Origin of the sequence: Micromonospora sp. LHW51205, assembly GCF_003315815.1 — a bacterium.
Classification (GTDB): domain Bacteria; phylum Actinomycetota; class Actinomycetes; order Mycobacteriales; family Micromonosporaceae; genus Micromonospora; species Micromonospora chalcea.
In genome coordinates this window covers 796,964-810,791 of sequence record NZ_QMEZ01000003.1, presented here as the reverse complement: position 1 = coordinate 810,791, position 13,828 = coordinate 796,964, and the positions used below count along the sequence as shown (strand labels likewise).

The 13,828-nt window shown below is 74.2% G+C and carries 10 protein-coding genes and 2 riboswitches; all 10 genes read left to right on the top strand.

The window, feature by feature from the left end; translation table 11 throughout:
- Positions 1-8: 8 nt before the first annotated feature.
- The 10 genes from metE to DQE82_RS15670 all read left to right on the top strand — a co-directional run bounded on the left by metE (position 9) and on the right by DQE82_RS15670 (position 13,815).
- Positions 9-2,258 (top strand): 5-methyltetrahydropteroyltriglutamate--homocysteine S-methyltransferase, encoded by a 2,250-nt coding sequence (gene metE / locus DQE82_RS15715; RefSeq protein ID WP_113973070.1) that lies wholly within the window; start codon positions 9-11, stop codon positions 2,256-2,258.
- A 120-nt stretch (positions 2,259-2,378) separates the two neighbouring features.
- Complete coding sequence (locus DQE82_RS15710; protein ID WP_113973069.1) at positions 2,379-4,013, top strand: Ig-like domain-containing protein; 1,635 nt, start codon at positions 2,379-2,381, stop codon at positions 4,011-4,013.
- A gap of 214 nt (positions 4,014-4,227) precedes the next feature.
- Complete coding sequence (locus DQE82_RS15705; protein ID WP_113973068.1) at positions 4,228-5,388, top strand: alkaline phosphatase PhoX; 1,161 nt, start codon at positions 4,228-4,230, stop codon at positions 5,386-5,388.
- A gap of 200 nt (positions 5,389-5,588) precedes the next feature.
- Positions 5,589-5,725, top strand: a riboswitch (cobalamin riboswitch).
- A gap of 97 nt (positions 5,726-5,822) precedes the next feature.
- Positions 5,823-6,866 (top strand): peptidase, encoded by a 1,044-nt coding sequence (locus DQE82_RS15700; protein WP_113973067.1) that lies wholly within the window; start codon positions 5,823-5,825, stop codon positions 6,864-6,866.
- A 68-nt stretch (positions 6,867-6,934) separates the two neighbouring features.
- Positions 6,935-7,387 (top strand): hypothetical protein, encoded by a 453-nt coding sequence (locus DQE82_RS15695; RefSeq protein ID WP_181373699.1) that lies wholly within the window; start codon positions 6,935-6,937, stop codon positions 7,385-7,387.
- 85 nt (positions 7,388-7,472) lie between these two features.
- Positions 7,473-7,610: riboswitch (cobalamin riboswitch) on the top strand.
- Between the two features lie 135 nt (positions 7,611-7,745).
- On the top strand, positions 7,746-9,200 hold the full coding sequence (locus DQE82_RS15690) for a prenyltransferase/squalene oxidase repeat-containing protein (protein ID WP_113973066.1): 1,455 nt from the start codon (positions 7,746-7,748) through the stop codon (positions 9,198-9,200).
- The gene (locus DQE82_RS15685) at positions 9,197-10,099 is read left to right on the top strand and encodes a hypothetical protein (protein WP_064445461.1); all 903 of its coding nucleotides are present in this window, start codon (positions 9,197-9,199) and stop codon (positions 10,097-10,099) included. Before DQE82_RS15690 ends, DQE82_RS15685 begins: the two co-directional genes overlap by 4 nt.
- The gene (locus tag DQE82_RS15680; RefSeq protein WP_113973119.1) at positions 10,092-11,336 is read left to right on the top strand and encodes a CbiQ family ECF transporter T component; all 1,245 of its coding nucleotides are present in this window, start codon (positions 10,092-10,094) and stop codon (positions 11,334-11,336) included. Before DQE82_RS15685 ends, DQE82_RS15680 begins: the two co-directional genes overlap by 8 nt.
- Positions 11,333-12,964 (top strand): ABC transporter ATP-binding protein, encoded by a 1,632-nt coding sequence (locus DQE82_RS15675; RefSeq protein ID WP_113973065.1) that lies wholly within the window; start codon positions 11,333-11,335, stop codon positions 12,962-12,964. The genes DQE82_RS15680 and DQE82_RS15675 overlap by 4 nt, the downstream gene beginning before the upstream one ends.
- Entirely contained in the window at positions 12,961-13,815 is an 855-nt protein-coding gene (locus DQE82_RS15670) for an ECF transporter S component (RefSeq protein ID WP_113973064.1), read from the top strand. Before DQE82_RS15675 ends, DQE82_RS15670 begins: the two co-directional genes overlap by 4 nt.
- Positions 13,816-13,828: the final 13 nt, after the last annotated feature.

The window sequence follows — 13,828 nt, the reverse complement described above, 5'->3', positions numbered from 1 at the left end:
GGATCTCCATGAGTACCGCATTCGGTCAGAGCACCGTGCTGGGCTATCCACGTATCGGGGGCAACCGGCAACTCAAGAGGGCCGTCGAGGCCTACTGGGCGGGCCGGATCGACGCCGAGGAGTTGGCGGCGACCTCTGCCGCGCTACGGGCGAAGGTGTGGCGGACGCTGCGCGACGCGCGCCTGGACGCGATCCCGTCCAACACGTTCTCCTACTACGACCACGTGCTGGACACGGCCGTCGCCGTCGGCGCGATCCCGCGCCGGTTCGCCCGTCTCGGCCTCGGCGACCTCGGCACCTATTTCGCCATGGCCCGGGGCGTCGATGCCGAGCCGGCGCTCGAACTGACGAAGTGGTTCGACACCAACTACCACTATCTGGTTCCCGAGATCGGCTCCGACACCACCTTCGCGCCGAATCCCGACAAGGCGCTGCGCGAGTACCGCGAGGCCCGCGAGCTGGGAATCGACAGCCGGCCGGTGCTGGTCGGGCCGGCGACATTCCTGCTGCTGGCCAAGCCCACCGAGGCCCGCGGCGAACCGTTCGACCGGCTGACCGACCTGGTCGACGTGTACGCCGGCATCCTGCGATCCCTTGCCGCGGCGGGCGTGCGATGGGTGCAGCTGGACGAACCCGCCTACGTCGCCGACCGGAGCGCCGCCGAGATCGACGCGCTGCGGGAGGCGTACACCCGGCTCGGCGCGGTGGAACAGCGGCCGGCGATCTTCGTCGCCACCTATTTCGGCGAGCTCGGTGACGCGCTGCCCGCCCTGCTCGACACGCCGGTCGAAGCGGTCGGCGTGGATCTGGTGGCCGGGCCCGGCAACCTGCGGCGGCTGGCCGGTGCGGGACCACTGCGCGGCAAGACGATCGTGGCCGGCCTCGTCGACGGCCGCAACGTCTGGCGTACCGACCTGCGGGCCGCCGTGGCGGCCGGTGCCGCCGTCACCGCCCTCGCCGACCACGTCGCCGTGTCCACCTCGTGCTCGCTGCTGCACGTGCCGGAGGACCTGTCCGCCGAGACCGCTCTCGACCCGGCGCTGCGTCAGCGGCTCGCCTTCGCCCGGCAGAAGGTCGATGAGGTCGTCCGGCTCGGCCGCGCGCTGCGCAACGGCACCACGTCCCTGCCCGAGCCGCTGCCGCCCACCCCTGCCGCCTGGCGCGACGACACCGTACGCGGTCGGCTCGCCGCGCTGCGCGCCACGGATCGGCAGCGCGGCGCGTACCCGGAGCGTGCGGCGGCACAGCAGGCCCGGCTGAACCTGCCGCCCCTCCCGACCACGACCATCGGATCGTTCCCGCAGACCGACGAGCTGCGCCGCGCGCGTGCCGAGCACCGGGCCGGGCGTCTCGACGACGCCGCCTACACGCAGCGGATGCGCGCCGAGGTCGAGCACGTCGTCCGGCTCCAGGAGCGGCTGGGCCTGGACGTGCTCGTGCACGGCGAGCCGGAACGAAACGACATGGTCCAGTACTTCGGCGAGCAGCTGGACGGGTTCGCCGCCACCGAACACGGCTGGGTCCAGTCCTACGGCTCCCGATGCGTGCGTCCGCCCGTCATCTACGGCGACGTGGCACGCAGGGCGCCGATGACCGTCAACTGGTCCACCTACGCGCAGTCGCTGACCGACCGGCCGGTCAAGGGCATGCTCACCGGCCCGGTCACGATCCTGGCCTGGTCGTTCGTCCGCAGCGACCAGCCACTGGCAGACACTGCGGACCAGGTCGCGCTCGCCCTGCGCGACGAGTGCCGTGATCTCGAGGCAGCCGGTATCCGGGTCATCCAGGTCGACGAGCCGGCGCTGCGTGAGACGCTGCCACTGCGCAGGGCGGACCAGAAGGCGTACCTGGACTGGGCAGTCGGGGCGTTCCGCCTGGCCACCTGCGGAGTCGCCGACGACACCCAGATCCACACCCACCTGTGCTACTCGGAGTTCGGGGAGGTGATCACGGCCATCGACGCCCTCGACGCCGACGTCACGAGCATCGAGGCATCCCGCTCCCGGATGGAGGTCCTCGACGACCTCGCCGCGATCGGATACCGCCGGGGTGTGGGGCCCGGCGTCTGGGACATCCACTCACCCCGGGTGCCGTCCCACGACGAGGTCGTCGGCGCGCTGCGCCGGGCCGTGGCCGCGGTGCCGGCCGAGCGGCTGTGGGTGAACCCCGACTGCGGCCTCAAGACGCGCGGCTATCCCGAGGTCGAGGCGTCCCTCCAGCACCTGGTCGCCGCCGCGGCCGAGCTGCGCGGACGCTGAGCCGCCGGCCGGGCGGAACGCCGCGCCGTTCCGCCCGGCCCGGGCCCGGTTCAGCCCTTGACAGGCCGTGCCCGGAGCGCCGAGGCTGCATGAAGTGATGTATGTCGATGTTACGGGGGCATGATGCGACGCAGGATCTTCGCGCTGGCTACAGCAGCCGCGGTCGTCGTCGGCGGGGCCATGACGATGGCGCTGCGGCCGGCCTACGCCGCGACGGCGTGCACGGTGGACTACACCATCACCCGGGAGTGGTCCAGCGGCTTCTGGGCCGAGCTCACCGTCACCAACCTGGGCGCTCCCGTCACCGACTGGTGGCTGCGGTTCCGGCAGGCGAACGGTCAGACGATCACCATGGGCCTCGACCGGCTGCCGGACGGATACACGCTGGGCAGCGGCGAGATGTATCCGATGACCATGCTCCGTCCGCCGGCGGGATCCACGCTGCCGACCGGCGCCTCGGTGACGGTGCGGTTCGGCGGCAACTACCAGGGTGCCGACCCCGAGCCGACCGACTGGGTGTTGAGCGGCCAGCCGTGCGACGGGGACGGCGCCGACCCGACCGGCTCGTCGCCGCCGCCGGCCTCGGGGAGCCCGCGGCCCAGCCCACTGCCGGGCGGGCCGTCGGTGGCGCTCACCTCGCCCCTGCCCAATGACTTCTTCGCCGCGCCGGGCGTCATCCCGATCCGTGCCGAGGCCACGGCGGCGCCCGGCCGGCGGATCGAGCGGGTCGAGTTCCGCGAGCGCGGCAGGCTGCTCGCCGTGGACACCACCGCGCCGTACGCGTTCGACTGGCGCGGCGTGGCGGCGAACAGCGGCACCCGCGTCACCGCCACCGCCTACGACAGCAGCGGCGCCCAGGCCACCGCCGAGGTCCGCGGCATCCGGGTGCTCCCGCCGCAGGCGCCCGGCGCCGCGCCTGCGCTGAAGGCGTTCGGCAACCGCATCCTCACGGTCACAGCCAGTCCGAGGCCGTACCGGCCCCGTGGAATCATCCGGTCGGCCGCGCCCGGCGAATGCGCATGGGGACCGATCCACTGGGACGGCCCGGTCGACGACGCGTCGGTAGGCGCGCTGCGGGCCCGCGGCGTCAACGCGGTACGGGTCGTGCTGAGCGACGCCTGCTACGCCTACACCGGCAGCCCTGCCGATCGGCAGAACCGCGTCGGCTACCTCGACGAGGCGGCCCGGTACGTCGACCGGCTCGTCCGGGCCGGCATCACACCCGTCGTGTCGCTGCGGCAGAGCGACATCTCCGCCACCCGCACGTTCTGGAGCGCGGCGGCGGAGGTGTTCGGCGACGACAACGCAGTGGTCTTCGACATCTCGCCGTACGACTTCCCGGCGGCCGGCGGCACCGATCCCGCGGCGGTCTGGACCTGCTGGCGCGACGGCGGTACCTCGTGCACGGGCACCGGCCTGCCGCCCTTCGGCGTGCAGGAGCAGATCCGCCTGCTTCGCGTCCAGGGCTCGTTCAACCTGGTCCTCGCCGCCGGGATCGACGGCGGCAACGATCTGAGCCGGTGGCTGGAATATCGCCCGGCTGACCCGGACGGCCGCAGCGTGGCCGCCGCCTGGCGCGTCGACGACCGCTCGGCCTGCGCCACGCCGGCCTGCTGGCGGTCCACGCTGCTCCCGGTCGCCGCCCAGGTGCCGCTGGTCGCCACCGACGTCAGCGCCGGCTCGGGGGCGCCGACGTTCGTACCGCGGACTGTCGCCTGGCTCGACCAGCACGGCATCGGCCACCTGCGCCGGTGACCGGGGGAGGGGAGGTCGCGGCCGGAGGGCCGGTCAGACGGCCGTGCGCGCCCACTGCTGGTTGGTGCCGCTGCCTCTCCTACCCGTACGACCCCTCGACCGGGTCGGCGTGGGCGGGACATCGCACATCGAGCCGTCCATCGACGTTCATCCAACAGATCGGCGTGCGTAAGCTCCGCACGGTCGGATCCATGGAACCTACGGAGGAGGTTCCATGGATCGTCGAACGATGTTGCGGGCCACTGTTGTCGGTGCGGGCGCTGTCGCCCTGCCGTTCACGGCGTGGTCGGCGGCGTACGGAGCCCCGGCACAGAACGCGGCGGGGCCCTACGGTGGGCTTCAGGCAGCCGACGCCAACGGCATCCAGTTGCCGGCCGGGTTCACCAGCTCGATCGTCGCGCGGTCCCGGCGGACGGTGCCGGGGACGTCGTACACCTGGCACGACGCCCCGGACGGCGGCGCCGTGTTCCCGAACGGCACCGGCTGGATCTACGTGTCGAACTCCGAGGTGTCGGCCGGTGCGGGTGGCGGCGCCTCGCGACTCGTCTTCAACTCCAGCGGGGCCGTGGTCGGGGCGTCGCGGATCCTCTCCGGCACCAACAACAACTGCGCCGGTGGCAAGACGCCCTGGAACACCTGGCTCTCCTGCGAGGAGGTGTCCCTGGGCCGGGTCTTCGAGACGTACCCCCTCGGCGGGACCGCGGTGGCGCGTCCCGCGATGGGCCGGTTCAAGCACGAGGCGGCCGCGGCCGACCCGGTCCGCCGGGTCGTCTACCTGACCGAGGACGAGACCGACGGCAAGTTCTACCGCTTCGTGCCGGCTACCTGGGGCGACCTGTCCGCCGGAACCCTCCAGGTCCTCCGCGCCGGTACGGCCACCTCCGGCACGTTCACCTGGGCCACGGTGCCCGACCCGGACGGCTCGCCCACCCCGACCCGGCAGCAGGTGTCCGGCGCGAAGACGTTCAACGGTGGCGAGGGCTGTCACTACGCGGACGACACCGTCTGGTTCACCACGAAGGGCGACAACCGCGTGTGGCAGGTCAACCTGGCCGCCGGCACGTACGAGCTCGCCTACGACGACAACCTGGTCAGTCCGGGCGCCCCTCCGCTGACCGGCGTCGACAACATCACCGGGTCCACTGCAGGTGACCTCTACGTCGCCGAGGACGGCGGCAACATGGAGATCTGCATGATCACGCCGGACGACAAGATCTCGGTCTTCCTGCGGATCACCGGACAGAGCGGTTCGGAGATCACCGGGCCGGCGTTCACCCCGGCGGGGGACCGGCTGTACTTCTCCTCGCAACGCGGCACGACCGGCTCGTCGTCCGGCGGCATCACCTACTGCGTCACCGGTCCGTTCCGCCGTTGACCGGCTCCCGGTCCCGCCGGCAGTGACCACACGGTGAGGGACGCCCGGTCCTCACCGGGCGTCCCTCGCCGGCGTGCTCCACGCGGACGCGCCGGGACGACGGCTTCTCGACGTCGGGTGTGAAACCGCCGACTCCGCCGGCCGTCACGGCACGTGGCCGGTTCCTGGCGCATTGACATCGGCGCACCGGCCACAGCAGACTGTCGCGACAACTCAACCACCGCGTGTACGTGCGGGGGAAGACCGGTCGAAATCCGGCGCTGGCCCGCAACGGTAGGCCGCCCAGAGAACTCTGCGGCGGCGAGCCCGAATACCCGTCGTACTCGTGCAACCGCTCCCCACCCGTCGTGGCCCACGGGTCGGAGTCCCGGACGCCCCCGCGTACTGCGGTCGTCCGGGCTTTCGACGACCGCCGGGCCGGAAAGGCGCTTCCGATGGTCGTCCGCCGAAGCCGGCACCGCCTGCTCGCGCTCCTCTGCGGCGTACTCGCCGCCCTCACCCTCACCACACCGGCCGTCGCCGCCCCCGATCGCGCCGCCCTCACCCGCCCGGAGGCCGCCGCCGGCTGGCTCGCCCGGCAACTCGTCGACGGCGAACGCTTCGAGGCGGTCTTCGACGGTGTCGCCTACCCCGACCAGGGGCTGACCCTCGACGCCGTGTTCGCCTTCGCCGCCGGCGGCGTCGCCGACGACCACGGCGCCGGCGCGCTGGCCTGGGTCACCCGGCCGGACATCCGCGACGGCTACCTCGGCGACGGCGTCTCCGAGGCGTACGCGGGCGCGACCGCCAAGCTCGCCCTCGCCGTGCAGGTGCGCGGTGGCGACCCGGCCGACGTCGGCGGGGTGGACCTGATCGCCCGGCTGCGTTCGCTGCAGACGCCGGCCGGCCGGTTCAGCGACCGGTCCGCGTACGGCGACTACAGCAACGCGTTCAGCCAGTCCTTCGCGCTGCTGGCGCTGGACCGTACGGCGGCCGGGGCGCCTCCGGCGGCGGCCGCCTGGCTGGCCGGCATCCGATGCCCGGACGGCGGCTACCCGCTGCTGCCCGCCCAACCGGTCTGCACGTCCGACGTGGACGCCACCGCGCTCGTGACGCAGGCGCTGCGCGCCGCGGACCGTCCGGCCGACGCCGCCGCCGGGCTGCGCTGGCTGGTGTCCGTTCAGCGTGCCGACGGCGGCTTCGCCAACGCGGCCGGCACACCGAACGCCAACAGCACCGGCCTCGCCGCGCAGGCCCTGCGCGACGGTCACCGGCTGCCGGCCTGGGCGCGGTCCCGGGCGTTCCTCGCCGGACTCCAGGTCGGCTGCGCCGGGGCGCCCGCCGACCGGGGCGCCGTCGACTTCGACGGTGGCGGCTTCGACCCGGCCACCGCGCCCCGGGCCACCGCCCAGGCCGTCCTCGGTCTCACCGGGATCGGGTACGCCCGTCTGTCCGCCGCCGGCGCCGACCCCGGCGCACCGGCGCTCGCCTGCCCGTGAACCGCCTCGCCGCTCACCCGATCACAGGAGGACCCGTGTTCCGTCACCGTCCCACCGCCCGCACCTGGATGGCCGGCCTGCTGGCCGCCGTCGTGGCCGGCGTCGCGCTGACCGCAGTCGAACCCGCGCCCCGGTCGGCGCACGCCGCCGCCTGCGCCGGCACCTCGGGAGTCACTGTGGTCGTCGACTTCGCCGCGCTCGGCGGCGGCGTCCAGGTCGCCTGTGCGCCGGGCGATCCGGCCACCGGCCTGGCCGCGCTTCAGGCCGCCGGCTTCACCGTCACCGGCACCGCCCGCTGGGGCCTGGCCTTCGTCTGCCGGATCAACGGCAAGCCCACCGCCGCGACCGAGCCGTGCGTCAACACCCCGCCGGCCACCGCGTACTGGTCGTACTGGCATGCGTCCAGCGGCGGCTCCTGGTCCTACAGCACGTCGGGGGCGACCGGCTACAACCCCGCGCCGGGCAGCGTCGAGGGCTGGTCCTTCGGCGCCGGCGCCCCGCCGAGCATCGCCGCTCCCTGACCCGCCGGCTGCGAACGGTGTGACCAGCGGCGCGCCGGGTACCGGCAGCTGCTCTGGCGTCGTCGCGCGCCCGGGCGGTACGGTGTCGGCACCCGGTGCGCCGGGCACAACTGCATACGTCCCGTGTGGGGGGAAGCCGGTTCGAAGCCGGCGCTGACCCGCAACCGTGAGCGAGAGTCCCTTTCGCGAGCCGGAATGCCCCGCCCGGGACGAGCGGCTTCCACTGTCGAGGTCTACAGGGTGAAGTCCGGGCCGCCGAGGTCCGACCACCCCGCCCACCGCAGCACGCGGAGCGGGGTGTCCGTTTCTCGGGGCGCTTCCCGGAGCTTTCACCGACCGCTCCGCGAAAGGCACCCTGATGCCACTGTCCCGGCGTCTCACCATCGGTCTCGGAATCGCCACGGCGACAACTCTCGCCACGATCACCAGCGCCCCGCTCACCGTGGCCGCGGCACCCGCCCCGGCCCACGTCACCGCCGCCCGCGACGCCGCGTCCTGGCTGGCCGGTGAGTTCAAGAACGGTTCGCTGCCCGGACCGTTCACCCCCGAGGACTGGGGGCTGACAATCGACGGTCTGGTCGCGCTGTCCGCCACCGGCGTCGACGCGCAGACCCGGCAGGCGGCAACCGCGCAGGTCGCAAAGCATGTACGGTCCTACAACAGCTACGACGACTGGGGCATCGAGGGCTTCACCGACGGCGGGGCCACCGCCAAGCTGCTCTATGCCGCAGCCGCCGCCGACGCGGACCCCACCGACTTCGGCGGCTACGACCTGCGGGCGGAAACCCTGTCGCTGATCGCCACGGCCGACGCCGGGCACCAGCGGGGACGGATCACCAGCCGTACCACCGCCGACAGCGGCCCGGACGCCAGCAACACCTTCGACCAGTCCTTCGCCGTGCTCGGCCTGGCCCGCAGCGGCGACCTGCCACAGGATCCGGTGGACTTCCTGATCCGGCAGCAGTGCGCGGCGGGCGGCTTCCGGCTCTACCCGGACGCCGCCGACGGGCCGTCGCCGTCCTGCGACGACCAGCCCGGCGCCACCCTCGACGTCGACTCGACCGCGATGGCCGTGCAGGCATTGCTGGCCGCGGCCGAGGACGGCGCCACGGGCGCCGGCGACGCCGCCCGCAAGGGCGCCGACTGGCTGGTCACCCAGCAGCACGCCGACGGTTCCTTCGGCGGCTCGGGACCGACCACCGGCGCGAACTCCAACAGCACCGGCCTGGCCGGGCAGGCCCTCGCCGCCGCCGGCCGCGACGACGAGGCCGCCCGGGCGGCGACGGCCCTGGCCGCGCTGCAGCTCACCGCGGGCAACGGTGGCGCGGCCTCCGCCGACGCCGGCGCGATCGCCTACAACACCGACGGATTCACGGCTGCCGCGGCGGCCGGGATCACCGACACCGACCGGGACCAGTGGCGCCGGGCCACCGCGCAGGCCCTGCTCGGGCTGGCCCAGGTCCCGCTGGGCCGGATCGGCCTCGACCCGCCGCCCACGTCGACTCCCACCCCGACCGGCACGGCCTCGCCCACCGCGCCGTCCACGCCCTCCGCGTCTCCCACGCTCACCACGTCGCCTCCACCGACCGGCACCGCCGGCCCGACGCCGAGCGTGACCAGCCCTCCGGCGACACCCGCGCCCACGACCGCGGCGCCGGCCACCGCCGCGCCGCCGATCACGACCCCGGCCGCGTCCGGGCCGGGCGGGCTGCCGACGACCGGCGTGGCGATCGGTAGCTACCTGCTGATCGCGCTGCTGCTGATCGGTGGCGGAGTGACACTGCTCGTGCTCGGCCGACGGCGGGCGGGATGAGCCTCCGCGCCGCCCGTGGCGCGCTGGCCGTCGCCCTGGTCACCGCCTGCACCACGATCGGACCGGGCAGTCCTGCGGTGGCCGCCGGGTCGGCCGGCTACTGCCCGGACGCCTCCGGGGTCACAGTCGTGGTGGACTTCAACGAACTCGGCGGCGGGACGGTGGTGCGGTGCGCGCCGGGCACCCAGGCCACCGGCCTCGCGGCGCTCAAGAACGCGGGCTTCCCGATCACCGGAACCCTGCGCTGGGGCGAGGGGTTCATCTGCCGGATCGACGGCAAGCCGTCGGCCGCGACGGAGAAGTGCGTCGACACCCCGCCTGCGAGCGCCTACTGGTCGTACTGGCACGCCCCGAACGGCGGCAGCTGGACGTACAGCGACAAGGGCGTGCTCAACCGCAAGCCGGCGGCCGGTAGCTTCGAGGGCTGGTCGTTCTCCCTCAACCGCAACGCCGACGACGCGCCCCGTCCCGGCGTCGTGCCGAAACGCCCCGCCCCTCCACCGCCACCGCCACCACCGCCGCCGCCCACGGGCGGTGAGCCGGCGGCGCCACCACCGGCGGGAGGAACCGTCGCACCGCCGCCGGTCGCCGGTGGCCGGCCCGGCGAGCCCACCCGGCCGGGCGGCACCTCCGGCCCGCCGGTCTCCGTCGGCCCGCCGACCTCCGCCGGCACGTCACCGACGGCCGGTACGCCGACCCTGACGGCGACGCCGGGCGCCGCCACCGGCACGGCACCGCAGGGCTCCTCCGACGAGCCGGTGGTGACGGATGTCGCCGCGTCCCGTGACGACGACGGCCTGCCACTGGGCACGATCGCCGGGGTGCTTCTGCTCGCCCTGCTCGCCACCGGCGCGCTGGTCGCGGCCCGACGACGCCGTGCCGCCGACCCGGATGACTGACGTCACGGTCACCGGGTCGCGGCCGGCCGACGCCCGTCGTCTGCCGGGCCGATGGCCGGTGTGGTGGCTGCCCCGGGGGCTGCACCCGGGCGCATGGTGGCTGTGGGCGCTCGGCCTGGCCACCGCGGCCAGCCACACCACGAATCCGCTGCCGCTGGCCCTGCTCGTCGCCGTCGCCGGTCTGGTGGTGGTGCGCCGCCGGGGCGACGCGCCGTGGGCGTTGGCGTTCCGCATGTACGTCTGGCTCGGCGCGGTGATCGTCACGATGCGGGTGGTGTTCCGGATCGTGTTCGGCGGCGGCCAGGGCGACCACATCCTGGTCCGGCTGCCGGAGATCCCGCTGCCCGCGTGGGCGGCGGGCATCCGCCTGTTCGGACCGGTCGCCGCCGAGCAGATCCTCGGTGGCTTCTACGACGGGCTGCGGCTGGCGACGATGCTGATCTGCCTCGGTGCGGCGAACGCCCTGGCCAACCCGAAGCGGCTGCTCAAGGCCGTACCCGGAGCGCTGTACGCGATCGGCACCGCCGTCGTGGTCGCGTTGTCGGTCGCCCCGCAGCTGGTGGAGAGCGTGCTACGGGTCCGCCGGGCCCGGCGGCTGCGCGGCGCGTCCGCCCGCGGGATGAGGGCGCTGCGCGGGATCGCCCTGCCGGTGCTGGCCGACGCGTTGGACCGGTCCCTGGCCCTCGCGGCCGCGATGGACTCCCGTGGTTACGGCCGCACCGCGGCGGTGCCCGCCGGGCAGCGAACCGTCACCGGGGCGCTCGTCCTCGGCGGGCTGGTCGGCGTCTGCGCCGGCACCTACGGGCTGCTCGACACCGCCGCACCCGGCTACCTGGGGCTGCCGATGCTCCTGGCCGGACTGACCGCCGCCGTGACCGGCATGCTGCTGGCCGGCCGCCGGGTCCGCCGCAGCCGGTACCGACCGGACCGCTGGCGCCCGGCCGAGCTGCTCGTGGCCGGCTGCGGGGTGGCCGCCGCGGCACTGACCATGCTCGCCGGCTCGGTGGACCCGGAACTGCTCTACCCGCCGGTCAGCCCGCTCACCTGGCCCCAGCTGACCCCGCTGATGCTTCTCGCCGTCGGCGTCGCGGCGGCACCCGCCTGGCTGGCGCCGCCACCACCGCCGACAGTATGTGCCGGACGCCCGCCGTCGGTGGACCGGCCCATCCCCGTCACGGACGTGCCGGCAGACGGAGTGCGCGCCGCGAGGGCATCGACACCGGGAGACCGCCCATGATCACTTTCGACCGGGTCACCGTCCACTATGCCGAGGGCGGCCCGCCACCGTTGCGGGATGTGACGTTTCGCGTCGAGGAAGGTGAACTCTGCCTGGTCGCGGGCCGTACCGGTGCCGGAAAGTCGACGCTGCTGCGGGCGATCAACGGTCTCGTCCCACACTTCACCGGCGGCACCCTGCACGGCGCCGTCACCGTCGACGGCAGGGACACCCGCACGCATCCGCCGCGCGATCTCGCCGACGTCGTCGGCGTGGTCGGCCAGGACCCGTTGGCCGGCTTCGTCACCGACACCGTCGAGGAGGAACTGGCGTACGGGATGGAGCAGCTCGCCCTGCCACCCGCGGTGATGCGCAAGCGGGTGGAGGAGACGCTGGACCTGCTCGGCATCGCCGACCTGCGCGACCGGCCCCTGCGGACGCTGTCCGGCGGTCAGCAACAGCGGGTCGCCATCGGCGCGGTGCTCACGGCGCACCCCCGGGTGCTGGTGCTCGACGAACCCACCTCCGCGCTGGACCCCACCGCCGCGGAGGACGTGCTCGCCACCGTCACCCGGCTGGTGCACGACCTCGGAGTGACAGTGGTGCTGGCCGAGCACCGGCTGGAGCGCGTCCTGCAGTACGCCGACCGGCTGCTGTACCTGCCCGGCGACGGCCATGTCCACGACGGGACGCTGGCGACCGGGCTGGCCCACATCGACATCGCGCCACCCCTGATCGAGCTGGGTCGCCTCGCCGGCTGGACACCGCTGCCGTTGTCGGTCCGTGACGCCCGCCGACGGGCGTCCGACCTCCGGCACCGGCTCGCCGGCGTGGCGCCGCCGCCGGTCCCGGCGGGCGCGGACACCGGTCCCACGCTGACCGCGCGGAAGATCGTCGTACGGTATCCGGGCACCGTCGCGGTGGCCGGCGTCGACCTTGATCTGCGCGCCGGCCGGGTCGTCGCGTTGATGGGCCGCAACGGATCCGGCAAGTCCAGCCTGCTCTGGGCGGTGCAGGGCAGCGGCCCACGCCACGGCGGCACCGTCGCCGTGACCGGGCCGAAGGGCACCGTCGACCCGAAGGCCCTGCCGGCCGGTCAGGCCCGCCGGCACGTCGGCCTCGTCCCGCAGGACTCCGGTGACCTGCTCTACCTGGAGACAGTCGACGCGGAGTGCGCCCAGGCCGACCGGGAGACCGGCGTGCCGGCAGGCACCTGCCGGGCGCTGGTGGACCAGCTCGTCCCCGGACTGCCCGGTGACCGGCACCCCCGGGACCTGTCCGAGGGACAGCGGCTCGCCCTCGCACTCGCCGTGCAGCTCACCGCCGCTCCGCCGGTGGTCCTGCTCGACGAGCCGACCCGCGGCCTGGACTACCATGCCAAGCGGCAGTTCACCGCCGTCGCCCGGATGCTGGCCGGCAGCGGCCGAGCCGTGGTGGTCGCCACCCACGACGTCGAACTCGTCGCGACCCTCGCCGACCGGGTGATCGTGATGGCCGAAGGGGAGATCGTCTCCGACGGCACCACCGCAGAGGTCATGCTCGCCTCGCCGGCGTTCGCGCCGCAGGTGGCCAAGGTCCTCGCCCCTGCCCCCTGGCTGACAGTGGAACAGGTCGCCGCCGCGCTCGACGAGACCAGGGCACCGGCATGAGCGTGCTGCGGGTCGCCCCGCGTACCGCTGTGGTGCTGACCCTCGCCTCGGCCGCCGCGCTGGCCACCTTCACCTGGCCGTTCTTCGTCCCCGCACACCCGGAGAGCACCGCCCGCACCGGCGAGGCGCCGCTGGTCTTCATCGTCCTGCTGCCGGTACTCGTGGCGCTCGTCCTCGCCGAACTCACCTCCGGCGGCATCGACAGCAAAGCCCTGGCGATGCTCGGCGTACTCGCCGCCGTCAACGCCGCCCTGCGCCCCCTGGGTGCGGGGACCGCGGGCATCGAGACCGTGTTCTTCCTGCTCGTCCTGGCCGGCCGGGTCTTCGGACCCGGGTTCGGGTTCCTGCTCGGTGCCACGTCGCTGTTCGCCTCCGCCCTGCTCACCGCAGGCGTCGGGCCGTGGCTGCCGTTCCAGATGCTCTGCGCCTCGTGGATCGGCCTCGGCGCCGGCCTGCTTCCGGCCCGGCTGCGCGGCCGCGCCGAGGTCGCCGTCCTGGCCGGGTACGGGATGCTCGCCGCCTACGGCTACGGCCTGCTGATGAACCTGTGGTTCTGGCCGTTCAGCGTCGGCGCGGACACCCAGCTGTCCTACGTCGCCGGTGCCCCCGTACTGGAGAACCTGCACCGTCTCGCCCTGTTCACCGCCGTCACGTCCACCTTCGGCTGGGACACCGGCCGCGCGATCACCACCGCCGTGGCGATAGTCCTCGCCGGTCCCGCCGTCCTCGCCGCGCTGCGCCGCGCCGTCCGGCGGGCCGCGTTCGGCGCGCCGGTCACCTTCGCCGCGGCGTCCGACAGGCCCGCGGCGAAGGTGACAGGCATCCCGCAGTCCTCCTCGCAGGCGACGTAGGGCGCCGGCCGGA

What these genes read in the sequence shown, in the direction of transcription:
- DQE82_RS15705 (WP_113973068.1), top strand. Translation starts at nt 4,228, where the DNA reads ATGGATCGTCGAACGATGTTGCGGGCCACTGTTGTCGGTGCGGGCGCT.
- DQE82_RS15670 (WP_113973064.1), top strand. Translation starts at nt 12,961, where the DNA reads ATGAGCGTGCTGCGGGTCGCCCCGCGTACCGCTGTGGTGCTGACCCTC.
- DQE82_RS15690 (WP_113973066.1), top strand. Translation starts at nt 7,746, where the DNA reads ATGCCACTGTCCCGGCGTCTCACCATCGGTCTCGGAATCGCCACGGCG.
- DQE82_RS15675 (WP_113973065.1), top strand. Translation starts at nt 11,333, where the DNA reads ATGATCACTTTCGACCGGGTCACCGTCCACTATGCCGAGGGCGGCCCG.
- DQE82_RS15685 (WP_064445461.1), top strand. Translation starts at nt 9,197, where the DNA reads ATGAGCCTCCGCGCCGCCCGTGGCGCGCTGGCCGTCGCCCTGGTCACC.
- DQE82_RS15710 (WP_113973069.1), top strand. Translation starts at nt 2,379, where the DNA reads ATGATGCGACGCAGGATCTTCGCGCTGGCTACAGCAGCCGCGGTCGTC.
- DQE82_RS15695 (WP_181373699.1), top strand. Translation starts at nt 6,935, where the DNA reads ATGGCCGGCCTGCTGGCCGCCGTCGTGGCCGGCGTCGCGCTGACCGCA.
- DQE82_RS15680 (WP_113973119.1), top strand. Translation starts at nt 10,092, where the DNA reads ATGACTGACGTCACGGTCACCGGGTCGCGGCCGGCCGACGCCCGTCGT.
- metE (WP_113973070.1), top strand. Translation starts at nt 9, where the DNA reads ATGAGTACCGCATTCGGTCAGAGCACCGTGCTGGGCTATCCACGTATC.
- DQE82_RS15700 (WP_113973067.1), top strand. Translation starts at nt 5,823, where the DNA reads ATGGTCGTCCGCCGAAGCCGGCACCGCCTGCTCGCGCTCCTCTGCGGC.